Genomic DNA, 22751 nt, shown 5'->3' on the forward strand with positions numbered 1-22751 from the left:
CGCCGCCTTCGGCAGCTCCTACAGTTGATCAGTGTCGTACACAAATCTTGCGGCGAACATTGATCCCCTAAGGATCTGTGTGCTGGGGAGACAGCGAGCGGATGTCGTGGATCCGCCCGCGGTCGGTAGTGCTCTTTATGCGCGTTCCAGCGCCAGGGCCACGCCCTGTCCGCCGCCGATGCACAGGGTCGCGAGACCTTTTTTCGCATCACGCTTGATCATTTCATGCAGCAAGGTCACCAGCACCCGGCAACCCGACGCACCGATCGGGTGACCCAGCGCGATGGCGCCGCCGTTGACGTTGACCTTGTCCAGATCCCATTGCAGATCCTTGGCCACGGCCAGCGATTGCGCGGCGAAGGCTTCGTTGGCTTCGATCAGATCGAGTTGCTCGATTGACCAACCCGCCTTGTCCAGGCAGCGGCGGGTGGCCGACACCGGGCCGATGCCCATGATCGCCGGGTCAACGCCCGCGTTGGCGTAGGCAGCGATGGTCGCCAGTACTGGCAGGCCCAGGGATTTGGCTTTTTCGGCGCTCATCAGGATTACCGCAGCGGCGCCGTCGTTCAGCGACGATGCGTTGCCAGCAGTGACGCTGCCGTCCTTTTTGAACGCCGGGCGCAGTTTGGCCAGCGATTCAGCGGTGGTCTCACCACGCGGTTGTTCGTCGACCTTGAAAGCGACCGGATCGCCTTTGCGCTGCGGGATCAGGATCGGGGTGATTTCATCGACAAAACGACCGGCCTCGATGGCGGCAGCGGCTTTGCGCTGGGAGGCGGCAGCGAAGGCGTCCTGCTGTTCGCGGCTGATCTCGTATTTGTCGACGAGGTTTTCCGCGGTGATGCCCATGTGGTAATCGTTGAACGCATCCCACAGGCCATCGCTGATCATGGTGTCGACGATTTGCGCGTGACCCATGCGCAGACCGGTGCGCGCGCCCGGCATTACGTAGTTGGACAGGCTCATGTTTTCCTGGCCGCCGGCGATAATCACGTCGGCGTCACCGCAACGGATCGCTTGGGCACCGAGGTGCAAAGCCTTGAGGCCCGAGCCGCAGACCTTGTTCAGGGTCATGGCCGGCACCGCGTGGGGCAAGCCAGCCTTGATGGCGGCCTGACGCGCCGGGTTCTGGCCGGCGCCGGCGGTCAGTACCTGGCCCATGATCACTTCATCGACCTGCGCACCGTCCAGACCGGTCTGTTCGAGCAACTGGCGAATCACCGCTGCGCCCAGATCAACCGCGGATACGCTGGCCAGGGAACCCTGGAAACTGCCGATCGCGGTACGCGTAGCGGCAACAATGACGACGTCTTGCATTTTCAAATTCCTCACTGGGCAGCGAACTGCATTTCCGGCACATGATCAGGCACGATCAGTTTACCGGCGGTTTTGGCCACGATCTCTTCAACGCTGACACCCGGCGCGCGTTCTTTGAGAATGAATGCACCGTTCTCGATTTCCAGATAGGCGAGGTCGGTCAGCACACGCTTGATGCACCCGGCGCCGGTCAGCGGCAGGCTGCAACGGGCTAATAGTTTGGACTCACCGTCCTTGGACGCGTGGGTCATGATGACGATGATGTTGTCTGCGCCAGCTACCAGGTCCATCGCGCCGCCCATGCCTTTGACCAGTTTGCCGGGGATCATCCACGAGGCGATATTGCCTTCGACGTCCACCTCAAACGCGCCCAGCACTGTGAGGTCGACATGGCCGCCGCGGATCATCGCGAAGGATTCGGCCGAAGAAAAAATCGAAGCGCCGATACGCGCGGTCACGGTTTGCTTGCCGGCGTTGATCATGTCGGCATCGATGGTTTCTTCAGTAGGAAAAGGACCCATGCCGAGCAGGCCGTTTTCCGACTGCAGCATGACTTCCATGCCTTCGGGGATGTAGTTGGCGACCAGGGTCGGAATGCCGATGCCGAGGTTGACGTAGTAGCCGTCCTGCATTTCGCGGGCGACGCGCTGAGCCATTTGTTCGCGGGTAAGTGCCATGTTGTTGTTCTCCGTAGGCCTGAATTATTTGCGGATGGTGCGCTGTTCGATGCGTTTTTCGAACGTGCCGCAAATGACCCGGTCGACGTAGATGCCGGGAGTGTGGATGTGTGCCGGATCCAGCTCGCCGGGCTCGACGATTTCTTCGACTTCGACCACGGTGATTTTGCCGGCGGTGGCGGCCAGCGGATTGAAGTTCTGCGCGGTATGGCGATAGATGACGTTGCCGAAATGATCGGCTTTCCAGCCTTTGACGATGGCGAAGTCGCCAGTGATGGACTCTTCCATCAGGTACTTGCGACCGTTGAATTCACGCACTTCCTTGCCATCGGCCACCGGAGTGCCGACGCCAGTCGCCGTGAAGAAGGCCGGAATGCCAGCCCCGCCTGCACGCATCTTCTCGGCGAGGGTGCCTTGCGGGGTCAGGGTGACTTCGATTTCGCCTTTGAGCAGTTGCTCTTCGAACAGCTTGTTTTCGCCGACGTACGAGGCGACGACTTTGCTGATCTGGCGGTCGGTCAGCAGCACGCCGAGGCCAAAACCGTCGACGCCGCAGTTGTTGGAGACGACGGTGAGGTCGCGTGTGCCCTTGCGCTTGATCTCGGCGATCAGGTTTTCCGGAATCCCACACAGACCGAAGCCGCCAGCGATAACGGTCATGCCGTCTTCAAGCCCGGCGAGGGCTTCCTCATAGGAACTCACGCGCTTGTCGAAACCTGCCATATGCACCTCTTTTATTATTTGCGGGCGGCTGGCTAGCCGAATGGTTGGAGTGTCTCGCCGAAGGATATATTTGTTAAGTTGATTTTTAAGGTTGATTGATAGATAAAACTCAACAATCGCTAAACTCACTGAATCGACGATTTTGCCTAATGGCCGAATCGACGAAATCCTGTAGGAGCTGCCGAAGGCTGCGATCTTTTGATCTTGACCCTTGAACATTCAGAACAAAATCAAAAGATCGCAGCCTTCGGCAGCTCCTACAGTTTTAACCGCGTTCATCCAGGCAGCATCGCAGGAAGCTATTCAGTATGACCATCAAACAAATCCGTGCCTTTCTCGCCGTCGCCCAGAGCCTGAGTTTTGCCGTGGCCTGCGAGCGGTTGCACCTGTCGCAATCGGCGCTGAGCCTGACCATCAAAGCCCTGGAAGAGGGCTTGGGTGGACGGCTGTTCAGCCGCAACACGCGCAATGTGGCGTTGACCGCAGAAGGTGAATCCCTGCTGCCGCTGGCCCGACGCCTGATTGCCGACTGGGACAACGCCGAAGACGAAATGCGTCAGCGCTTCAGCCTGCAACGCGGGCGGGTGACGCTGGCGGCAATGCCGTCGTTTGCCGGCAACCTGCTGCCGCCGATCCTCAAGACCTTTCGCGCGCGCTATCCCAACGTCAACGTGACGGTCAACGATGTGATCAACGAGCAGGTGCTGGAGATGGTGCGCGACCGTCAGGTGGAACTGGGCGTGGCGTTCGAACCGATGCAGAACACCTCGATGACATTCACACCGCTTTACATGGATCGGTTCGTCGCGGTGGTGCCGCAGGATTCCCCGCTGGCCGCCCGTACCGAGATCGACTGGCAGACGTTGTTACAGGAACCGTTCATTACCTTGCAGCGGCCGTCCACGGTGCGGGTGATGCTCGAAGAGCACTTGCAGGCGCGGGGCATGAAGTTGCCGGTGGAGTTTGAAAGCCACCAACTGGCAACAGTCGGGCGGATGGTTGCCAGTGGGCTGGGCGTGAGCGCTGTGCCGGCGCTGTGTGCCGAGCAGATGCAGGAATTGGGTGCGCGCTGCCTGACGTTGAATGACTCGGTGGAGCGGGCGATTGGCGTGCTGACTGAACCGGGCAATGAACTGTCGGCGGCGGCGCAGGCACTCTTCGACATCCTCAGGGCTGAGTATTGAACGCTGCCGCAGGCTGCGATCTTTTGATCTTCGCCCGTTCTCAATCTTGATGGGGAAATATAAACACCTGTCTTAAATGTTAATTGCACCCCGCTCACAACTCACCGAAGCTATCCTCCATCAGCTCTCCCGCCGTCGAGATGGACCTCTATTCAATGCAGACCCCCAGCGTCACCAAACCCCTCTGGCAAACCTACCTGCTGTTTCTGGCGCCGATGGTGCTGTCCAACTTCCTGCAGTCCATGTCGGGCACGGTCAACAGCATTTACATCGGCCAGATGCTTGGCACTCAGGCGCTGGCGGCGGTGTCGGGGATGTTTCCCGTGGTGTTCTTCTTTATCGCGCTGGTGATCGGCCTCGGCGCGGGTGCGGGAGTGCTGATCGGCCAGGCCTGGGGGGCGCGTGAGCCGCATATGGTCAAGGCGATTGCCGGGGCGACGCTGTTGCTGGGTGTATTGATTGGTCTGGTCGCGGCGGTATTGGGCAGTGTGTTTGCGCGGCAGGCGCTGACGGGTTTGGGGACGCCCGCGGATGTTCTGGACGATGCGGTGGCATACGCCCACGTGATGATGTGGATTCTGCCGTCGCTGCTGGTGTTTGTGCTGTTCACGCAGTTGTTGCGCGGGGTCAGCGATACGGTGTCGCCGTTGCTGGCGCTGGTAGTGTCGACCTGTGTCGGGCTGGCGCTTACGCCGGCATTCATTCGTGGCTGGTTCGGCTTGCCGCAACTGGGCATTCAGAGTGCAGCGTATGCGGGCCTCGCGGGTAACCTGGCGGCGATGGCGTGGCTGGCGTGGCGGCTGATTCGCAAGAACCATCCACTGGCGCCGGACCGCGAATTTTTTGCGGCGTTGCGGCTCGACAGGGTGATTCTTGGCAAAGTCCTGCGTATCGGTTTGCCGACCGGCGTGCAGATGATTGTGTTGTCGCTGTCGGAATTGGTGATCCTGGCCTTGGTCAATCAGCACGGTTCGCAAGCGACGGCGGCGTACGGCGCGGTGACGCAAATCGTCAACTATGTGCAGTTCCCGGCGTTGTCGATTGCGATCACCGCTTCGATCCTCGGCGCACAGGCCATTGGCGCGGGGCGACTGGAACGGATGGGGCCGATCTTGCGCACCGGTCTGTTGATCAACGTGTGTTTAACCGGCGGCTTGATTGTGCTGGGTTACCTGTTGTCGCACTGGTTGCTCGGTTTGTTCCTGACCGAGGATTCGACTCGGGCAATGGCCGAGCATCTGTTGCACATCATGCTCTGGAGCCTGTTGGTGTTCGGCTTCCAGGCGATCATCGGCGGCATCATGCGCGCCAGTGGCACGGTGCTGGTGCCGGTGGTGATCGCCATTGTCTGCGTGGTGGGCGTGCAATTGCCGGCGGCCTATTGGCTGGACGGGCAGTTTGGTTTGCAAGGTGTCTGGATGGCGTTCCCGGTGGCTTACCTGGGGATGCTGGTGTTGCAGACGCTGTATTACAAACTGGTCTGGCAGCATCAGAAAATCGAACGTTTGGTTTGATTTGTGTAGGAGCTGCCGCAGGCTGCGATCTTTTGACTTGAAGTTTTCAAAAGCAAGATCAAAAGATCGCAGCCTTCGGCAGCTCCTACAGGGTAGGTAGATCAGTTGGCGCAACTGCCTGATGTTTGGAGAATCCCATGTCGATCCGCTTGCTGCTCGCTGCCGCTTTTTGCCTGTGTGTCGTTCCTGTCGCGCAGGCCGTTGAATACACCCGGGTCAACACCACCGCCAGCCAGATCAGCTTCACCTACAACCAGATGGGCTCGCGGATGTACGGCACCTTCGGCAAGTTTGACGCGACGCTGGCCTTCGACACTGACAACCTCGCCAACGCCCACACCACCTTGCATATCGACCTCACCAGCATCGACGCCGGCAGCGAAGACGCCAATACCGAACTGGTGAAACCGGCGTGGTTCGACACCGCGAAATTTCCCGTGGCAGTGTTTGAATCGAGCCATTTCACGCAGGTTTCCGAAAACCACTACCTGATCACGGGCCGATTGACCCTCAAGGGCATCAGCCGAGAAATTGCGGCCCCGGTGGAGTTGAAAGCAGGCAACGCCATCGGCATTTTCGACGGCGAACTGGTGCTCAAACGTGACGAGTTCGGCCTCGGCGCGGGGGAGTGGGCAGACACCGTGGTGTCCAAAGACATCGCCATCAAGTTCAAGGTTGTGGCGCCTCAGCAGTGACACCCGCCCAACACCTCAATGACTGCCGAACAACTGACGGATCAGGTTCGGGGTGCTGCCGGTCCAGCGTTTGAACGAACGTCGAAAGTTCGCTGCATCGGTAAAGCTCAGGTATTCGGCCACTTCGTCGTTGCTCATGCCTTTGACCTGATACAGGTACAGCGCCACGTGTTTGCGCACCAGATCCACCTGTTGCTGGAACCCGCTGTCGTGTTTCTGCAGCTTGCGTTTGAGGGTCGCCGGGCTCATGGCGAATGCCTGCGCAGCCTGTTCCAGGCTCGGTGGCTGACGGACGTGATCCTGCAAGTGGCTGTAGAGGCAATCGGTGAAGCTGGCGGCAAAACCCAATTGCTCGATCTGCCGCGTGGCTTCCTGGCGCGCGACCTGACCGGCCGTGGCGGAGGCGCCGGGCCACGGTCGGGCGAGAAATTCGCGCGGGATGCGCATCAGGTCCAGCGGTCGCTTGAACTGTGTGTGCTCGCCCAGATGCACCCAATACTGCTCGACATAACGCGGCTCGGCATGACTGAAGCTGCATTCCCACGGCAGGCGCTGGCCGCTGAGCCACTGACTCATGGCGATCAGCGAGGTCATGCCAGCTTCCAGCAGAAAACGCCATTGCTCGCCAGCGCCGCAACTGTCCAGCCAGTACACGTAGGCAAAACTGTCATCGAGCAATAGACGCGGTGTCATCAACGGGCTGAGCAAGGCCTGTTGCTGCACCAGCGTGTCGAGCGCCTGATGCAGATTCTGGGCGTGGCGCAAGGCATGGCTGGCCGCACCGTAATGACCGGGCAGCAAGCGTTGGCCGAACAGGAAACTGCTGTCATCGGCGTCGAGCAAGCGCCGACTGTTGTCGATCAGAGCGAGAAACTGCTGCGGACTGAGGCGAGTCTGACCGGCCAGAATGTCTTCATGAAACAACCCGGTGCCGCGCAGCAGTCGATGGCTGTCGATGTCACGCGACAGCGCCAGGTCTATCAGCGTCGCCGGTTGGTAATGCCCGGGGATGAAACGGCTGTCGCTTTCGTACCAGTTGGTTTTGACGGTCATGGTCGGCCTCAGGCGCTTTTGGCCAAGGGCGACTTGGCGCGTGCCAGTGCCAGGTTCAAGCGTTTGAGCAGCGCTTCGGGCGTCTCGTCGAGGGCCATGACAGCCGCGGTACTGGCCGCCAGTTGCAGGCGCTCGCCGTGTTGGCGGGTTTTATGCGCCAGCGCTTGCACGGCGAACTGCAGCTCCTGCGCGAGCAGTTGCGCCTGACGTTCGCCCGTATTGGGCAGCAACACCACAAAGCGGTCGCCGGCCAAGCGACAGAGCAGATCCTGACGGCGCAGGTTGAGCAGCAGCAAATGGCTGAGGGCCTGCAACACGGCATCGCCTTCGGCATGCCCGTACGCCTGATTGATCGCGGCGAAGTTATCCAGATCCAGTACCAGCAAGGACAGCGGTTGCTGCTGGGCGATGCTCTCGCCGAGGCTGTCGGCCAGTTGCCGTTTCAGATAATCGGCGCCGCCCAGCGGGGTGAGTTTGTCGAACAGCCGATGCTCGCGGAACAGCCGCTCGCGTTTCTCCATCTGCGCACTGATCGCCAGTTGTTCGCGGTGCCAGTGATAGATGCCGATGGTCAGCAGCACCATGCCCACCGGCATCGGCCCCGACTCCAGCCAGTGATCCCAGGTGATGCTGTCGGGCAGGCGGATGAACTCGTCGAGGCTGTCGATCCACCAGGAAAAGAAGATGCAACTCAGCCCCAGCGCCAGGTAGTTGGTGACCCGCCCGGCCGGGCGGCTTTTCAGCACCAGCCCCAGCCAGACCAGCGCCAGCAGCGCCGAACCACCTTCGCCGATGATGTCCAGCCAGACCCATTCGCTGACCGCTTTAAGCTCGCCGCACGCCAGGTGCAACAGCAAACCGAGGTTGGCCGCCAGCAGCAGTGCAGCAAGTTTCCAACGATGGGGTTTGAGCACTGAGAACATGGCCGTGATCCTTTGGCGAAGAAGCAATGCGCGCCAGCACAGCAGATATTTATGACAGTCGGGTGACGGCCGGGGGAGGTCGAATCAGCTCACCGGCCAGTGCAATATTTCTTCAAGAACACCACGTCCCCTGTAGGAGTGAGCCTGCTCGCGATAGCGTCAAGTCAGCCAATATTAATGGTGACTGGAAAAACGCAATCGCGAGCAGGCTCACTCCTACAAGTGCCGTGGTGGGTGGAAGAGGTCATTTCAGCTCATTTGCACAGACAAACCGCAGCAAATGCCCGGTTTACACGGCTGACCGTCAACCCTGTCACAGAAGCGTCATCCGCCGCCCCTAGCTTGCCCTTCCAGTTGCCGGGCCACTTGCCTGGCCTGACCGGATTCTTTGGGGGAGGACACACATGTACCAGCGCAGCAGTTATCCGCGCAGCGGCACCGTCGGGCTCTTCAGTTTCACCCTGACCGCTTTGGCCATGGCGGTGGCCAGCGCGCAACTGCACGCGGCCGATGCCAGTGCCAATGTCGAACACGTCGAAGTGGTTGGTCAGGCGGCGAGTATCGACTCGGCGCTCAAGGAGCAGCGTCGATCCGACAGCATCAAAAGCGTGGTACACGCCGACGGCATGGCGCAGTTGCCCGATGAAAACGTTGCCGAAGCGGCGCAGCGCATGCCGGGTGTCAGCGTCGAACGCGATCAGGGCGAAGGGCGTTTTGTCAGCGTGCGCGGCCTCGGGCCGGATCTGAACAGCGTGACCATCAACGGTACGCTGGTGCCGTCGCCGGAAAGCGAACGCCGTGCCGTGGCGCTCGACGTGTTGCCTTCGGAGCTGGTGCAGTCGCTGTCGGTCATCAAGACCCTGACCCCAGACATGGATGCCAACTCGCTGGGTGGTACGGTCGATGTCAAAAGCCTGTCGGCGTTCGATCACAAAGGGCTTTTCTACACCGGCGGCACCGAGGCCAGTTACGACAAGAACTCCCATCAGACCAGTCCCAAGTTCTCCGGTGCGGTCAGCGACCGGTTCAGCCTGGGCGACGGCATCGATAACTTCGGTGTCGCGGCCGCGTTGAGTTGGCAGAAGCGTGATTTCGGTTCGGACAACGTCGAAACCGGCGGCGCCTGGGATTTCGCCCGTGGCGCGCAACTGGAAGAGTTCGAACAACGTGACTACGACATCAGTCGCGAACGCACGGGCGGCGGTCTGAACTTCGATTACAAACCCGACGACCTCAGCAGCTATTACCTGCGCACCCTCTACAGCCGCTACAAGGACAGCGAAACGCGCAACTCGACGAGCATCGAGTTTGCCGACCCACAGGCCGCCGGCGTATTGGGCGACGCTGAAGGCAAACGCAAACTCAAGCAGCGCGAAGAGACCCAGGAAATCCAGTCGTACGTGTTCGGTGGCGAACGCATGATCGGTCTGTGGACGCTCAGCGGTCAGGCCGGCTACAGCCGCTCCAGTGAAGACAGCCCCGGGCACATCGCCAACGCGGAGTTCGCTGGCAATGACGATTTCGCCGACAGCGGTTTTTACAGCAACGACAAGCCGCGGCCGATCATGGGCCAGGGTTTCTACGACGCCAATAACTTCAGCCTCGACAAGGTCGACTGGGAAAAGCAGAACACCCAGGACACCGAGAAAAACCTGCGTCTGGATCTGGCCCGTGACTATGACTTGAGCGGCTACGCGTCGCAGGTCAAGTTCGGCGGCAAAGTCAGCCGCCGCAACAAGGACAACGACCTCGATGCCTGGGTCTATGAAGATTTCGATGACCTCGGTTTCAGCGACGATCAACTCAACCTCAGCCGCTTCGCCAAGGGCTCGGTGGATTATCGACTGGGCCAGTTCGGGCCGGGAATTAGTGGCAGTGCGATCAAGAACCTGATCGGCGGACTGAACCGCGACGATTTCTATGACCCGGTCGAATCAACCGTCAACGACTTCAAGATGAGCGAGGACATCAACGCCGGTTACCTGATGAACACGGTCGATATCGATGACTGGCGTTTCATTGCGGGCCTGCGTTACGAGGGCACCGAGTTCGAAGCCAAAGGCACCGGCGCCACCGACGGCGACTTCGAGCCCACCGAGACCAAACGCAGTTATCACCACTGGCTGCCGGGCCTGCATGCGCGTTATCAACTGGACAAAAACACCCAGGTGCGTGCGGCGTGGACCAAGTCTGTGGTGCGTCCGACCTTCGGCCAACTGGCGCCGGGGTTTGTCATCGATGGTGATGAGGCGACGTTCGGCAACCCCGAGCTGAAACCACTGGAGTCGAGCAATCTCGACCTCGGGATCGAGCACTTCATGGGCCATGCCGGCACGGTGTCGGCGTTTGTGTTCTACAAAGACATCCAGAACTTCGTCTACAACACCGACGTGGCCGGCACGGGTGCCTGGACCGACTTCTCCGAAGCGCACACCTTTGCCAACGGCGACAGCGCCAAACTCTACGGCCTGGAGCTGGCGTACTCGCAAAAATTCGACTGGTTGCCGGCTCCATGGAACGGTCTGTTGCTGGGGGCGAACACCACGTTCAGTCGCTCCGACGCCGAAATAAAAGGCTTCGATGCCGCCACTGGCACTAACCGCAAACGCAGCATCGATCTGCCTAGCCAGTCCGACACCGTCGGCAACGTGATGCTCGGCTGGGAAAACGACAAGGTCAGCCTGCGCCTGTCGGCCAACTACAAATCCGACTACCTCTACGAACTGGCTTCGATCAGCGACAAGGCCCACGACCTGCACGTCGATGCGCAGACCTTCGTCGATTTCAGCGCGCGCTACTCGCTGACGAAAAACCTGCAACTGAGCTTCGAGGCGCAAAACCTCACCGACGAGTCGTACTTCGTCTACACCGGCCACCGCGCATACAACGGCCAATACGAAGAATACGGCCCGACCTACAAGCTCGGCCTGACCTTCACCCATTTCTAAGCCTCGGAGGGCGGCCGGGTGCCGCCGTCGATCCACGCACGACAAGGATTCTGCCGGTTCATGAGTATTTCTTTGCGACACAAACACTGGCTGCTCGGCGCACTGATCGCCCTGACCGCCAGCCAGACGCTGGCCGCCACGCCGAGCCTGGCACTCACGCCGTGGGCGCCCAAGTTGAAATTTGAAGCGCTGGGTTTTTTGCCCGGTGATGCGCGCCTTGGCATCAGTGCTGCTGAAGGCTTGTTGTTGCTTGATGGCCAGGGCACGGAGCTGGCGCGTTTGCCCGGTTCCTTCAGCGGGCTCGACAGCCGCGCTGACGAGCGTCACGTGTGGGTTGCCAGCCTGGACAACGCCAGTCAGCGAGCGTTGGTGGTCGGCCTCGATCCGGCGCAACGACAATGGGATGCGCCGCTGTATCTGCCGACCCGAGACTTCGCGGTAAACGGCGTGTGCCTGTACCGCGACAGCGCCGATAACCTGTTTGTGTTTCTGGTCGGCGAGGAGGGCAAGGGTGAGCAATGGCTGGTGGGCAACGGCGGCACGCTCAATGCTCAGGCGCAACGGGTGCGGGGTTTGCCACTGCCGCCATCGGCGCAGTTTTGCCAGGTCGACGATGCCGCCGAGCAACTGGTGGTCAACGAAGAGAACGTCGGCTGGTGGGCGTACCCGGCGGCTGCCGAAGCCGAGGTAAAACGCTCGCCGGTGGCGCTGCGCGAGCCGTTCGGTCAAATCAAAGGCGAGGCCGGTGCCATGGCGCTGGTGCCTGGCGGCGTCATCGGGCTCGATCCGAAAGCGGCGCAGTTGCACCTCTACCAGCAACAGGGCGAGGGCTGGACGGCGCAAGCGACGTTGCCGTTGGCAGATTTGAAAGAGCCGGAAAACCTGGTCGTGCGCAACACCGCCAAAGGCCTGCAAGTGTTGATCCGCGACGATGACGATGGCCGCGTCTACCAGGGCAATCTCGACTGGCAAGCCACGCCGGTGGCGTTGCCGCCGAAGCTGCCAAATATCGCGGCGCAAGCGCAGAGCGATCCGGTCGCACGGCAGGGCGATGCTGCGGACGACCCGGCGATCTGGGTGCATCCGCGGCAGCCATCCCTGAGTCGCGTGCTTGGCACCAATAAAAAACAGGGCCTGATGGTGTATGACCTGCAAGGCAAACAGGTGCAGGAGTTGCCGGTCGGTCGCCTGAACAACGTCGATGTGCGGCCCAACTTCAAACTGGGCGCGCAGACGGTGGACCTCGCGGTGGCCAGCCATCGCGATCACAACAGCCTCAGCCTGTTCGCCATCGACCGCAACAGCGGCGAGTTGCGCGACATTGGCGAAGTGCCGACGCCGTTGAAAGACATCTACGGCCTGTGCCTCTTTCAGCCGGCCAGCGGCGAGATTTACGCCATTGCCAACGACAAGGACGGCACCTTTCTGCAATACCGCCTCGGCGCCCCAAACGGCACGGTGCAGGGCGAGTTGGTACGCCGCTTCAAGGTCGACAGCCAGCCCGAGGGCTGCGTCGCCGATGATCAGCGTCAACGTCTGTTCATTGGCGAAGAAGACGTCGGGGTCTGGGCGGTGGACGCCCGCGCCGAGCAGCCTGCGACCCTCACCAGCGTGATCAAAGTGGGTGGGCCGCTGCACGCCGACGTCGAAGGTCTGGCGCTGTATCAGAGCCAGGCGCGGGACTATCTGGTGGTGTCCAGCCAAGGCAATGACAGTTATCTGCTGCTGGACGCCGAGCCGCCATTTGCCGTTCACGGCGCATTTCGGGTCGGGCTCAACGCGGCGGCCGGGATTGACGGGGCGTCGGAAACCGATGGCTTGGAGGTGACCTCAGTCAACCTCGGCGGGCCCTGGAGCCAAGGCCTGTTGGTGGTGCAAGACGGCCGCAAGCGCATGCCCGAGCAAAGCCAGAACTTCAAGTTCGTGCCGTGGGCCGAGGTGACCAACGCCCTGAAGTTGCCCTGATCCGTCATCAATCGGTCATCACTTTTTCATCGAATAGCGGCACGGTCGTTGCCTCGGCAGCGCCGGCCATTGCCCACAAGGAGTTTCACCATGCAGGCCACGCTCGAACACATGACAATCTGGGGGCTGATCAGCGACGCCAGCCTGTTGGTCAAAGCCGTGATGCTGACCCTGTTGCTGGCATCGGTACTCAGTTGGTACTTGATCATCCAGCGCAGCCGCGTGCTGCAACGGCGCGACCGCCAGTTGAACGGTTTTATCCAGCGCTTTCGCCTGGCGCCCGAGCTGTTGCCGCTGTACCGCGAAACCGCCCAGGTGCAAGAGCCCGAGGCCGGTATTGAACCGATCTTCAACGCCGGATTCGCCGAGTTTCGGCATCTCAATCAGCACCCCGGCAGCCAGGCCGACGCGGTGCAGGAAGGTGTCGAGCGGGCGCTGCATGTCGCCATCAGCGAACAGGAGCTGCAACTGGAAAAGGGTTTACAGTTTCTTGCCACCGTCGGTTCGGTCAGCCCTTACATCGGTTTGTTCGGCACCGTGTGGGGGATCATGAATTCATTCCTCGGCTTGTCTCAGGTGCAGCAGGCGACACTGTCGACCGTCGCCCCGGGCATCGCCGAAGCACTGATTGCCACGGCCATCGGCCTGTTTGCGGCGATCCCGGCAGTCATTGCCTACAACCGCTTTGCGGCGCGTAGCCAGATGCTGCTGACGCGTTACTACGCCTTCGGCAACGAGCTGCAAGTGCGGCTGCATCGCCAGTTGCACGGCACGCCGATGAACCTCGCCGCTGCGGCCTGAACAGGAGAACCACGATGCTAGTCAGGCCACAACGCAAGCATGGGCCCAAGGCTGAAATGAACGTGGTGCCTTACATCGATGTGATGTTGGTGCTGCTGGTGATTTTCATGGTGACCGCGCCGATGCTGACTCAAGGGGTGAAAGTCGAGCTGCCGAAGATCGCCAGCGAAGCCTTGGCCACCGACACCCGCCAGCAGATTCTGACGCTGTCGGTGAAGGCCGGCGGCGGCTATTTCTGGAATCTGGGCGGGGAACTCGATACGCAGCATCAGACCGATAGCGCCGTGGTCCTCGACGAAATGCGCGCCAAGGTCGAGCAGATTGTCGCGCAGCGCCCGGATACGCAGGTGTATATCCGCGCCGACAAGGACGCCGGTTATGGCAGCGTCGTTGCCGCCATGGCCGCGTTGCAGCAGGGCGGTGTCAGCAATCTCGGGCTGGTGACCGAGGCCCCGCAATGACGGCGATGATCATGCACAATCCTCCAACCCTTGCAGCGCCGAAGCCGCACCACGACTTCTGGCAACACAGCCTCGCGGCGACGCTGGCGCTGGCGTTGCATGCCGGGGTGCTGGCGCTGTTGATCAACACCTGGTCGCCGTCGGCACCCGAGGTCAAACCACCTCGGGTGTTGACCACGCAACTGGTGATGGTCGCACCCCCGGTCCAGCCGCCTGCGCCTGCGCCTGAACCAACGCCGGCGGCGATTGCCGAGCCGGTTGTCGCGGCGCCGGTCGAACCGGTGAAACCACTGGCCGAGCCGCAACCTCAGGCGCCAAAAGTCGAACAAGCGGCACTCGCACGCAAGCGAGTGGAGGAGCGCAAACGCGAGCAACAAGCCGAGCAACAGCGCCAGCAAACCGAGGAGCGCAAGCGGGCAGACGCCGCCACGCAGCAACGCCTGGCACAACAGCAAGCCGCACAGCAACAAGCCAATCAGGCTCAGCAACAGGCACAACAGGCCGAACGCGCACGCCAGCAGGCACTCGCCGACAGCCGTCAGTATCTACCGCTGAGCAAAGATGCGCCGGAGTATCCGGAGCGGGCGCTGGATAAAAACATCGAGGGTGATTGCTCCGTGGAATACACGGTCAACCCGCAAGGCCGGGTCGAGCATCCCAAGGTGCTGGACGGCTGCCATCCACTTTTCATTCGCCCGTCATTGGCGGCGGCGCAAACCTTCCGTTATCAGCCGCGGATCGTCGAGGGTGTCGCGGTGTCGGTGCCAGCGGTGCGCAATACCTTTCATTACCGGATCAAGTGACCCGGGTGACCCTCCCTGTAGGAGCTGCGGCAGGCTCGGGCCGCGATCGGACGATCTTTTGACTTTGGGTTTTTACAATCAACAGCAAGGTCAAAAGATCGCAGCCTCCGGCAGCTCCTACAGAGGCAAGTGCTGTGACAGGTTATGATGTCGCGGTTTTCCGCCGGAGTTCAGCCGCCATGCACCGCATCACTCACTACAAAACCCCTTGCCCCGAGAGCGTCAACAGCCAGATTCTGCAGATGGTCGTCGACTACCTGACCGACATCAGCGCCGTGGGCCTGGGCCCGAGCAACCTGTTGTACAACGTCTATCAGTACGCGGTTGGCTACGAAATGCATCTGTATCTGGAAGCGTTGAATGGCGAGAAGGGCACCGAGGTGGAGTTGCTGGTGGCAACCGATGAGGAAGATCCGGAGCAGGTGATCGGCTTCCTGTTGTACCTGCCGGTGCAGGGCGACTGGGAGGCGTGCAGCGTCGCCTACATGGCGGTGCGTGAAGGGCATCGGCGTCAGGGTGTGGCGCGGGCGATGATCGGCGAGATGGTCGGGCGCTATCCCCACGCCGAACTGGCGTGCACCGTCGGCAAGGTCCCGTATTTCGAGGCGCTGGGCTTTGAAGTGATCGGCCAACGCGAGACGCAAGTGCTGATGAGTACACGGCATTACCGCAGCAACGGCCTGCGCGGATTTATCGATACCACGCCCATCTACCGTTCGCTGGAGGTGCAGCAGATTCATACTTATCTGCTGAACAAGAACAGCAAGCGCGCCATGCTCGACGCCGAGAAGCAACGTGATCGGCATTTGGACCAGACCACGCGTCATACCGAAGAATTTGTCCGCCAGCGCCTGACCGTGCACTGATCAGTCATTGGCATTCCAGGCTGGGCTCACAGCACTTATGCCTACGCACCTCTGGTCGAACAAAGCCGCTGGGTATCTCCATCGTGGAAACTTGCGCGGGCGCTCTTAAGTACCACTAGCCCCTCGCGCGACGGCTCGTTCGACCATCGCCATGATGGTTGCATACAGTTCGTCACTGGCCTGTTCAGCGCTGATTTCGCCATTGGCGGCAGCGTTGGACAGCGCTTCAGCGGCGCCAAGCATTGCGCGTAAACCGGCTTGAGTGATTTGCCCGCCGTTGGCATAAAGCGACAGGACGCTGCGACATTTTTCCAGGAAGATCGCCTCGTACTCGCGCTTGATCCTCTCCAGTTCCGGTGTGCTGGCCAGTGCAGCAATCACCCCGGGAATCTCGTTGCCTTGCAGCAGAACGCAATCGACGTACGCCGTGGCGATCACCGTTGCGGTGCCAGTCAATGTCGGATCGCAATCGGCGATGGCGGCGTCCATGACCAGCGTCTGCCGCGTATCGAAATCCCGATACAGCGCAGCGAGCAAACCTGCGCGGGTGACGAAGTGGTCATAGACAACGGGTTTGGTCACACCGGCCTGCTCGGCGAGATAGCCCAGGGTCAGGGCGTCGGTGCCTTCGGCGCGAATAATTTGCCAGGCGACGTCGAGCAACTGGCGCAGACGGTCTTCGCGGGACAGGCGTCGGCGTGGTTGGGCGGGGGAATTGGGATCGGGAATTTCTGTGGTTGACATGGCTATATACCAAACGTAACTTACAAAGCGTAACTTACCAAGAGTATATAAGCCTTGGTCAACAATCACCAATTGGAGATTTCCCATGCACACATTGATCGTTGTCGCTCATCACGATCCTCATTCATTGACTCATGGCGTGGCGGCACAGATTGCCGAAGGTCTGACGCTGGCTGGTCCGCAGAGCACCTTTGAAATCGCCGATCTCTACGCCGAAGGTTTTGAACCGCGCTTCGGCGCAGCGGATTTCGCCGTGCATCACCGCGAGGCCAGGCCGCCCGCTGATGTTCTGGCGGAACAGGCCCGTATCGATCGCGCCGACACCTTGGTGCTGGTGTATCCGGTGTACTGGTGGTCGATGCCGGCGCTGCTCAAAGGGTGGATCGACCGAGTGCTCAGCAACGGCTGGGCATTTGATTTCAGTGGCGATCTAAAGCACGTGAAGCTGCTTCAGCGCATGCGCGTGCATCTGGTTCAGCTCGCCGGGGCGGATGCGCGTACTTATGAACGCCATGGTTACGGCGCGGCAATGAAGGCGCAGATCGAACACGGGATCTTCGATTACAGCGGCGCGACAGTGCTGAGTTCGACGTTGTTGCCTGAGTCTGAGTTGCGCGATCCCAAGCAGCAGTTGGAAGTAGCCCGCGAACTCGGCAGCCAAATGCACACATAACCCCGTGTAGGAGCTGCCGAAGGCTGCGATCTTTTGATCTTGTTTTTATGGGGCAAGATCAAAAGATCGCAGCCTTCGGCAGCTCCTACAGGGGATTTGTGGTGTGTCAGTGGATGTGTTTGAAGACCAGCGCTTTGAGGCCGCTTTCGGCGTCAATGTCCGGAAACTCCGGCGGGTTTTCCAGGCGCTGCTCGAAGCGCAGACTCGGCGCCTCTTGCGTCACCCCGTCGATCAAAAAGTCCGAGCCGAACGCCGGATCATTCATGCACGCCAGCACAGTGCCCTGCGCGGTCAGCAGTTCCGGCAGGCGGCGCAGCACGCGCTGGTAATCCTTGGTCAGCAGGAAACTGCCTTTCTGGAACGATGGCGGGTCGATGATCACCAGGTCATACGGGCCGCTGTTGATCACCTTGCCCCAGGACTTGAACAAATCGTGGCCGAGGAAGCTGACCTTGCTCAGGTCATGCCCGTTCAGCCGATGATTGTCGCGGCCGCGGCTCAATGCTGCGCGGGACATATCCAGATTGACCACATGGCTGGCGCCGCCTTCGATGGCCGCCACGGAAAAGCCGCAGGTGTAGGCGAACAGGTTCAACACGCGTTTGCCGTTGGCCTGCTCGCGTACCCAATCGCGCCCGTAACGCATATCCAGAAACAGCCCGGTGTTCTGCTTGCGACCCAGATCGACGCGGTATTGCAGGCCGCCCTCGACGATGGTCATTTCTTCAATCTCATCCCCCAGCAGCCATTCGGCAGTGCTTTGAGGCAGATAGCGATGCTGGATCAACAGGGTATGCGCGCCGGATTGCTGCCACTGCGCCGAAGCGGTCAGATCCAGCAGCAAACGCTTGAGGTCGTCAAGCTGCTCGGGGACAGGCTCCTTGAACAGCGACACCAGCACCACGCCTTGCAACCAGTCCACGGTCAGCTGTTCCAGACCCGGCCAGCAACGCCCGCGCCCGTGGAACAGGCGACGGGTTTCGCTTGGCGCCGCCGCGAGCGCGGGCAACAAATGGGCGTGGAGGGTGGCGAGGGCTTCAGGATTCATCGATCAGGGTCGGCAAGCAAAAGGGTCGGCATTTTAACCATAATTACGTCATCGCGAACGCCTGTCGCGAACAGCCAAATACGACCTTTCGGAAAAGAGCTGTATCAAAAATGAATTTCTGCAAAAGTCGCCGCTCATACCAGATAAGCAGCGGATTTGAGCCGCTAAATCGTTAATGCAATTCAGGGAGTGCAGTTCCATGTGCCCAACACCGATGGCGGACACGCACCTTCCTGACGGATTGATTCTGGTGGTTGAGGATGATCCGTTGATTCTGGAGTTTCTCTGCGAAATTCTTCAGGAGGAAGGTTTCAAGGTCGAGCCGCAAGCCAGCGCCGACGCGGCATCGATTTATCTTGAGCAGCACGCACAGCAAGTGGCGTTGTTGCTGACCGACATCACCATGCCCGGCATTCTTAATGGCGCCGATCTGGCCAATCTGGTCGGCGATCGCTGGCCGGAAAAACCGGTGATGGTGATGTCTGGCTATGAAACGCCGGAGACCTCCGGGGTCAAGCGTCCGGTGGCCTTCATCAAAAAGCCTTGGGCTATCGGTCAATTACTGGACACTGTGGACAGCGCGTTGAAGTCGAAGGCGCCGCTGGCGCATTGACACGCCGGGTGCAACGGCCGGGCAAAGTGCTACATTGCCGGGCCAACCTGCCTGCCATTGCCAGAGGATGCGACCCTTTTGTCCGCTCACACTAGTGTTTTCGACCGCGCGTTCGGCGCGTTCCTGTTCGACATGGACGGCACCGTCCTCAATTCCATCGCCGCTGCCGAGCGTGTCTGGGCAGCGTGGGCGGTACGTCATGGCGTGGACGTCGCGACGTTTTTGCCGACCATTCATGGCGCACGTGCCATCGACACCATCCGACGTCTGAACTTGCCGGGTGTGGACGCGGAGGCGCAAGCGGCGTTCATCGCGCAAGCGGAAATCGCAGACGTTGAAGGCGTTGTCGAGATTCCCGGCGCGAGGACTTTTCTCAATAGCTTGCCCGCCGAGCGCTGGGCGATGGTGACGTCGGCCCCGCGGGATCTGGCCTTGCGCCGGATGGCAGCGGCTGGCATTCCCGCGCCTGCATTGTTGATCACCGCCGAGAATGTACAGACCGGCAAGCCGGACCCCGCCGGTTACCTGCTGGCTGCCAGCCGCTTGGGAATTGAGCCCGGCGACTGCCTGATTTTTGAAGACGCTACCGTCGGCATCCAGGCCGCCGAAGCCGCAGGTGCGCCGCTGATGATCATCACCACGACGCATCAGCACCCGCTTGAAACTTCACACGCGACCTTGGCCAGTTACGAGGCAATCAGTGTCAAGGTCGACAGCACTGGCCACCTCCACCTGCAAAAAACCTGACCCACACATTCCCCCTGTAGGAGCTGCCGCAGGCTGCGATCTTTTGATCTGGTTTTTAACAGGCGAAATCAAAAGATCGCAGCCTGCGGCAGCTCCTACAGAGAGTTCAGAGAATCCGGAGAGTACGGAAATTCAGAGATTTCAGAGAGTGCCATCATTCCTGCGGGAGGGGGTGGGTCAGGACTTTCCGGAAGGTCTCCACCAACGGTCGCAAATTGATCCGGTGCCACGCCGCCCATAGCGGTGTGCTAAACGCCAGCCACGGCACTTCGCGCAGCACCACACCCGGCGGCGCGTTGTGGCTCAGCCCCTTCTGAATCATCGCAATCCCCAGCCCCGACGCCACCAGCCCCAGCGCGGTAAACGGCTCGGTGGCCTGCATGCGCACATCCGGGGTGAAGCCTGCGCGGATGCACGCGCTGACAAATTCGTCACTTGCATCCTGGCGCGGCTGCACGCCGATCCATTCCTGATCGGCCAGATCCGACGGGTTCAGCGTAGTCTGGCGGGCCAGTGGATGCTGTTCCGGCAATGCCAGCAGCATCGGATCATCCAGCACCTGAAAGCCGAGCAGATCCGGATCGTCATCGGTCGGCGGTTCGCTCACCAAGGCGATATCGAGACTACGCTGACGCAGGCCTTCCAATTGCTCGGCGGAGCTCAAGTTGTACAGCGCGACATGCACATTGGGCCGATCGACCCGCAGCACGCGCAAGGCGTTGGGCAGGACGCCGGCGTGCATGGCGTTCTCGATGTAGCCGATGCACAAGCCGCCTTCTTCGCCACGGCCCAGACGCTTGCCGAGGGATTCGAGGCGATTGGCATGAGTCAGCAAAGCACGGGTTTCAGCGAGAAAAGTCTGGCCATCGCGGGTCAGGCGTATGCGCTGCTGGCTGCGCTCGAACAGTGTCAGGCCCAGGCGTTCTTCGAGCTGGGCGATTTGTCGGCTCAGTGGCGATTGGGAAATGTGCAGGCGTTCCGCTGCGCGGCCGACGTGTTCTTCCTCGGCGACGGCGACGAAGTAGCGCAATTGGCGAATGTCGATCATGTCAGACCTCTGGGGACTCAAGTGCTGCGCATTATGTCTTGGACGGTCTCGTCGTCGCAATCTAGGATTTGCTCAACGGTCACGCAGATCACGAACGAATGAGGACAATCCAATGAGCTTGAAAGACAAACTGCCCGGCCAACTGGGCTTCGGCACCGCACCACTGGGCAACATGTTCCGCGCCATCCCCGAAGAAGAAGCGCAAGCCACCGTGCATGCCGCATGGGAGGCCGGCGTGCGTTACTTCGACACCGCGCCATTTTACGGCTCGGGTCTGTCGGAGATTCGTTTGGGTGAAGCACTCAAGCAGTACAACCGCGACGACTATGTGCTCAGCACCAAGGTTGGCCGGGTCATTCTCGATGAAGTCGAAGACGCTGCCGCCCGTGACCTGGGCGAGAAGAGCGGGGTGTTCGAACACGGGCGCCCGAACAAGATCATCAACGACTACAGCGCCGACGCGACCCTGCGCTCGATTGAAGACAGCCTCAAACGTCTGCAAACCGATCGCCTCGATATCGTCTGGGTCCACGACATCGCTCAAGACTTCTACGGCGATCAATGGCTGGAATACTTCAATCAGGCCCGCACCGGCGCCTTCAAAGTGCTGACCCGTTTGCGCGAAGAAGGCGTGATCAAGGGGTGGGGCCTGGGCGTGAACAAGGTCGAGCCGTGTGAACTGACGCTGGACCTGACCGAAGCGCAGCCGGATGGCTTCCTGTTGGCCGGCCGCTACACGCTGCTCGACCACGAACGTCCGCTGCAACGCTTGATGGATTCTGCGTTGGCGCAAAACGTTGAAATCGTCGTCGGCGGGCCTTACAGCTCGGGCATTCTGGCGGGCGGCGCGCACTTCGAATACCAGAAGGCCAGCCCTCAAGTCATCGCCAAGGTCGAGCAGATCAAACGCATTGCTGCCGCTTATAACGTTGATGTGAAAGCCGCAGCACTGCAATTTTCTCTGGCCAATCCAGCGGTCGCCGCAGTGATTCCCGGGGCGAGCAAACCGGGGCGGATTGCTGAAGATGTCGCGGCACTGTCAGCGGTAATTCCTGCGGGGTTCTGGCAGGCCATGCGTGAAGCGAAACTGGTGTCCGAACGTGCACCATTGCCAATCGATGAGGTGAAAGCATGAAGATTGATCTGAGCGGGAAACTGGCAATTGTCAGCGGCAGCACCGCTGGCATTGGCTTGGGCATCAGCCAGTCGCTGGCCGAATCCGGCGCCACGGTGGTGGTGATCGGCCGCGACACGGCCAAGGTCGAACAGGCGCTGGCGAGCATTCGCCAGAAAGTGCCGGGCGCACAATTGCGCGGTCTGACCGCGGATCTGGGCACGGCGCAAGGTGCAGAAAAACTCTTCGCCGCGGAACCGAAAGCCGACATTCTGGTGAACAACCTCGGCATCTTCAATGACGTCGATTTCTTCGACGCACCGGACAGCGAGTGGACGCGCTTCTATGAAGTCAATGTCATCTCCGGCGTGCGTCTGGCGCGGCATTATGTGCCGGCGATGGTCGAACAGGGCTGGGGGCGAGTGATCTTCCTGTCTTCGGAATCCGGGGTGGCGACGCCGGCCGACATGATCAACTATGGCGTGACCAAAAGCGCCAATCTGGCGGTGTCCCACGGCTTGGCCAAACGTCTGGCTGGCACCGGCGTGACGGTCAATGCGATCCTGCCGGGGCCAACCTTCACCGATGGCCTGGAGGAGATGCTCAAGGATGCCGCCGCCGAGTCCGGTCGCAACCTGCGCGATGAGGCCGACGCCTTTGTGCGCAAGGCTCGTCCGACCTCGATCATCCAGCGCGTGGCCGATGTCGAAGAGGTCGCGCATCTGGTGACGTACATCGCTTCGCCGCTGTCCTCGGCCACCACCGGCGCCGCCCTGCGGGTCGATGGTGGTGTGGTCGACAGCCTGACTATCTGAATTTCTGAGAGAGACGTTT

General features: G+C 60.7%; 22 protein-coding genes. 14 read left to right on the forward strand and 8 right to left on the reverse strand.

Translation table 11 applies throughout. From position 1 onward, the window contains the following. Window positions 1-135: 135 nt before the first annotated feature. From ICA16_RS25350 to ICA16_RS25360, 3 genes are read right to left on the reverse strand one after another with little or no spacing between them, the layout of a single operon-like run. Window positions 136-1317, reverse strand: a complete 1182-nt coding sequence (locus tag ICA16_RS25350; protein WP_210555076.1) for an acetyl-CoA C-acetyltransferase — start codon at window positions 1315-1317, stop codon at window positions 136-138. An 11-nt stretch (window positions 1318-1328) separates the two neighbouring features. Then, complete coding sequence (locus ICA16_RS25355; protein ID WP_150604542.1) at window positions 1329-1994, reverse strand: CoA transferase subunit B; 666 nt, start codon at window positions 1992-1994, stop codon at window positions 1329-1331. Between the two features lie 24 nt (window positions 1995-2018). Next, window positions 2019-2717, reverse strand: a complete 699-nt coding sequence (locus ICA16_RS25360; RefSeq protein WP_150595564.1) for a CoA transferase subunit A — start codon at window positions 2715-2717, stop codon at window positions 2019-2021. Window positions 2718-3025: 308 nt separating this feature from the next. Here ICA16_RS25360 and ICA16_RS25365 point away from each other — a divergent pair, with 308 nt between their 5' ends. From ICA16_RS25365 to ICA16_RS25375, 3 genes are all read left to right on the forward strand, one after another. Then, window positions 3026-3901: a LysR family transcriptional regulator gene (locus ICA16_RS25365; RefSeq protein ID WP_150604543.1), complete on the forward strand. Its 876-nt coding sequence runs from the start codon at window positions 3026-3028 to the stop codon at window positions 3899-3901. A gap of 155 nt (window positions 3902-4056) precedes the next feature. Continuing rightward, window positions 4057-5415, forward strand: coding sequence for an MATE family efflux transporter (locus ICA16_RS25370; protein ID WP_210555077.1), 1359 nt, complete (start codon window positions 4057-4059; stop codon window positions 5413-5415). A gap of 137 nt (window positions 5416-5552) precedes the next feature. Beyond that, window positions 5553-6110, forward strand: coding sequence for a YceI family protein (locus tag ICA16_RS25375; RefSeq protein WP_210701886.1), 558 nt, complete (start codon window positions 5553-5555; stop codon window positions 6108-6110). Between the two features lie 15 nt (window positions 6111-6125). On the opposite strand, the gene ICA16_RS25380 is transcribed toward ICA16_RS25375, so the two are convergent. Further along, window positions 6126-7163, reverse strand: coding sequence for an AraC family transcriptional regulator (locus ICA16_RS25380; protein WP_210555079.1), 1038 nt, complete (start codon window positions 7161-7163; stop codon window positions 6126-6128). Between the two features lie 8 nt (window positions 7164-7171). After that, on the reverse strand, window positions 7172-8086 hold the full coding sequence (locus ICA16_RS25385; RefSeq protein WP_150616478.1) for a GGDEF domain-containing protein: 915 nt from the start codon (window positions 8084-8086) through the stop codon (window positions 7172-7174). A 404-nt stretch (window positions 8087-8490) separates the two neighbouring features. On the opposite strand from ICA16_RS25385, the gene ICA16_RS25390 reads away from it, so the two are divergent. The 6 genes from ICA16_RS25390 (at window position 8491) to ICA16_RS25415 (ending at window position 15930) form a co-directional block, all read left to right on the forward strand. Further along, a complete protein-coding gene (locus ICA16_RS25390; protein ID WP_210701887.1) occupies window positions 8491-11034 on the forward strand; it encodes a TonB-dependent receptor in 2544 nt (847 codons plus the stop codon). Window positions 11035-11094: 60 nt separating this feature from the next. Next, window positions 11095-12999, forward strand: a complete 1905-nt coding sequence (locus tag ICA16_RS25395; protein WP_210701888.1) for a phytase — start codon at window positions 11095-11097, stop codon at window positions 12997-12999. Window positions 13000-13089: 90 nt separating this feature from the next. Continuing rightward, window positions 13090-13800, forward strand: coding sequence for a protein TolQ (gene tolQ, locus ICA16_RS25400; RefSeq protein WP_150595556.1), 711 nt, complete (start codon window positions 13090-13092; stop codon window positions 13798-13800). Window positions 13801-13814: 14 nt separating this feature from the next. Beyond that, entirely contained in the window at window positions 13815-14261 is a 447-nt protein-coding gene (gene tolR / locus ICA16_RS25405) for a protein TolR (RefSeq protein ID WP_150616474.1), read from the forward strand. Continuing rightward, window positions 14258-15064 (forward strand): energy transducer TonB, encoded by an 807-nt coding sequence (locus ICA16_RS25410; RefSeq protein ID WP_210701889.1) that lies wholly within the window; start codon window positions 14258-14260, stop codon window positions 15062-15064. Before tolR ends, ICA16_RS25410 begins: the two co-directional genes overlap by 4 nt. A 179-nt stretch (window positions 15065-15243) precedes the next feature. Beyond that, window positions 15244-15930, forward strand: coding sequence for a GNAT family N-acetyltransferase (locus ICA16_RS25415; protein ID WP_210701890.1), 687 nt, complete (start codon window positions 15244-15246; stop codon window positions 15928-15930). Between the two features lie 105 nt (window positions 15931-16035). Here ICA16_RS25415 and ICA16_RS25420 read toward each other — a convergent pair whose 3' ends face one another. Beyond that, window positions 16036-16674 carry a TetR/AcrR family transcriptional regulator gene (locus ICA16_RS25420; protein ID WP_210701891.1) on the reverse strand — a complete coding sequence of 213 codons (639 nt, stop codon included), beginning with the start codon at window positions 16672-16674 and terminating at the stop codon, window positions 16036-16038. Window positions 16675-16759: 85 nt separating this feature from the next. Here ICA16_RS25420 and ICA16_RS25425 point away from each other — a divergent pair, with 85 nt between their 5' ends. Beyond that, window positions 16760-17347 carry an NAD(P)H-dependent oxidoreductase gene (locus tag ICA16_RS25425; RefSeq protein ID WP_210701892.1) on the forward strand — a complete coding sequence of 196 codons (588 nt, stop codon included), beginning with the start codon at window positions 16760-16762 and terminating at the stop codon, window positions 17345-17347. 106 nt (window positions 17348-17453) lie between these two features. Here ICA16_RS25425 and ICA16_RS25430 read toward each other — a convergent pair whose 3' ends face one another. Beyond that, window positions 17454-18395 carry a class I SAM-dependent methyltransferase gene (locus ICA16_RS25430; protein WP_210701893.1) on the reverse strand — a complete coding sequence of 314 codons (942 nt, stop codon included), beginning with the start codon at window positions 18393-18395 and terminating at the stop codon, window positions 17454-17456. A 199-nt stretch (window positions 18396-18594) separates the two neighbouring features. On the opposite strand from ICA16_RS25430, the gene ICA16_RS25435 reads away from it, so the two are divergent. After that, window positions 18595-19008 (forward strand): response regulator, encoded by a 414-nt coding sequence (locus ICA16_RS25435; protein WP_150604556.1) that lies wholly within the window; start codon window positions 18595-18597, stop codon window positions 19006-19008. Window positions 19009-19086: 78 nt separating this feature from the next. Continuing rightward, a complete protein-coding gene (locus tag ICA16_RS25440) occupies window positions 19087-19755 on the forward strand; it encodes an HAD-IA family hydrolase (RefSeq protein ID WP_210701894.1) in 669 nt (222 codons plus the stop codon). 154 nt (window positions 19756-19909) lie between these two features. Here ICA16_RS25440 and ICA16_RS25445 read toward each other — a convergent pair whose 3' ends face one another. Then, the gene (locus ICA16_RS25445; protein ID WP_210701895.1) at window positions 19910-20803 is read right to left on the reverse strand and encodes a LysR substrate-binding domain-containing protein; all 894 of its coding nucleotides are present in this window, start codon (window positions 20801-20803) and stop codon (window positions 19910-19912) included. Between the two features lie 112 nt (window positions 20804-20915). On the opposite strand from ICA16_RS25445, the gene ICA16_RS25450 reads away from it, so the two are divergent. Together ICA16_RS25450 and ICA16_RS25455 are read left to right on the forward strand one after the other, a co-directional pair. Next, window positions 20916-21938, forward strand: a complete 1023-nt coding sequence (locus ICA16_RS25450; protein ID WP_210701896.1) for an aldo/keto reductase — start codon at window positions 20916-20918, stop codon at window positions 21936-21938. Beyond that, window positions 21935-22732, forward strand: a complete 798-nt coding sequence (locus tag ICA16_RS25455; RefSeq protein ID WP_150616465.1) for an SDR family NAD(P)-dependent oxidoreductase — start codon at window positions 21935-21937, stop codon at window positions 22730-22732. The genes ICA16_RS25450 and ICA16_RS25455 overlap by 4 nt, the downstream gene beginning before the upstream one ends. Window positions 22733-22751: the final 19 nt, after the last annotated feature.

This window comes from Pseudomonas anatoliensis (assembly GCF_017976235.1).
Lineage (GTDB): Bacteria > Pseudomonadota > Gammaproteobacteria > Pseudomonadales > Pseudomonadaceae > Aquipseudomonas > Aquipseudomonas anatoliensis.

Excerpts from the sequence above, each read along its gene's own strand:
- ICA16_RS25350 (WP_210555076.1), bottom strand. The coding sequence starts at position 1,317 with ATGCAAGACGTCGTCATTGTTGCCGCTACGCGTACCGCGATCGGCAGT.
- ICA16_RS25355 (WP_150604542.1), bottom strand. The coding sequence starts at position 1,994 with ATGGCACTTACCCGCGAACAAATGGCTCAGCGCGTCGCCCGCGAAATG.
- ICA16_RS25360 (WP_150595564.1), bottom strand. The coding sequence starts at position 2,717 with ATGGCAGGTTTCGACAAGCGCGTGAGTTCCTATGAGGAAGCCCTCGCC.
- ICA16_RS25365 (WP_150604543.1), top strand. The coding sequence starts at position 3,026 with ATGACCATCAAACAAATCCGTGCCTTTCTCGCCGTCGCCCAGAGCCTG.
- ICA16_RS25370 (WP_210555077.1), top strand. The coding sequence starts at position 4,057 with ATGCAGACCCCCAGCGTCACCAAACCCCTCTGGCAAACCTACCTGCTG.
- ICA16_RS25375 (WP_210701886.1), top strand. The coding sequence starts at position 5,553 with ATGTCGATCCGCTTGCTGCTCGCTGCCGCTTTTTGCCTGTGTGTCGTT.
- ICA16_RS25380 (WP_210555079.1), bottom strand. The coding sequence starts at position 7,163 with ATGACCGTCAAAACCAACTGGTACGAAAGCGACAGCCGTTTCATCCCC.
- ICA16_RS25385 (WP_150616478.1), bottom strand. The coding sequence starts at position 8,086 with ATGTTCTCAGTGCTCAAACCCCATCGTTGGAAACTTGCTGCACTGCTG.
- ICA16_RS25390 (WP_210701887.1), top strand. The coding sequence starts at position 8,491 with ATGTACCAGCGCAGCAGTTATCCGCGCAGCGGCACCGTCGGGCTCTTC.
- ICA16_RS25395 (WP_210701888.1), top strand. The coding sequence starts at position 11,095 with ATGAGTATTTCTTTGCGACACAAACACTGGCTGCTCGGCGCACTGATC.
- tolQ (WP_150595556.1), top strand. The coding sequence starts at position 13,090 with ATGCAGGCCACGCTCGAACACATGACAATCTGGGGGCTGATCAGCGAC.
- tolR (WP_150616474.1), top strand. The coding sequence starts at position 13,815 with ATGCTAGTCAGGCCACAACGCAAGCATGGGCCCAAGGCTGAAATGAAC.
- ICA16_RS25410 (WP_210701889.1), top strand. The coding sequence starts at position 14,258 with ATGACGGCGATGATCATGCACAATCCTCCAACCCTTGCAGCGCCGAAG.
- ICA16_RS25415 (WP_210701890.1), top strand. The coding sequence starts at position 15,244 with ATGCACCGCATCACTCACTACAAAACCCCTTGCCCCGAGAGCGTCAAC.
- ICA16_RS25420 (WP_210701891.1), bottom strand. The coding sequence starts at position 16,674 with ATGTCAACCACAGAAATTCCCGATCCCAATTCCCCCGCCCAACCACGC.
- ICA16_RS25425 (WP_210701892.1), top strand. The coding sequence starts at position 16,760 with ATGCACACATTGATCGTTGTCGCTCATCACGATCCTCATTCATTGACT.
- ICA16_RS25430 (WP_210701893.1), bottom strand. The coding sequence starts at position 18,395 with ATGAATCCTGAAGCCCTCGCCACCCTCCACGCCCATTTGTTGCCCGCG.
- ICA16_RS25435 (WP_150604556.1), top strand. The coding sequence starts at position 18,595 with ATGTGCCCAACACCGATGGCGGACACGCACCTTCCTGACGGATTGATT.
- ICA16_RS25445 (WP_210701895.1), bottom strand. The coding sequence starts at position 20,803 with ATGATCGACATTCGCCAATTGCGCTACTTCGTCGCCGTCGCCGAGGAA.
- ICA16_RS25450 (WP_210701896.1), top strand. The coding sequence starts at position 20,916 with ATGAGCTTGAAAGACAAACTGCCCGGCCAACTGGGCTTCGGCACCGCA.
- ICA16_RS25455 (WP_150616465.1), top strand. The coding sequence starts at position 21,935 with ATGAAGATTGATCTGAGCGGGAAACTGGCAATTGTCAGCGGCAGCACC.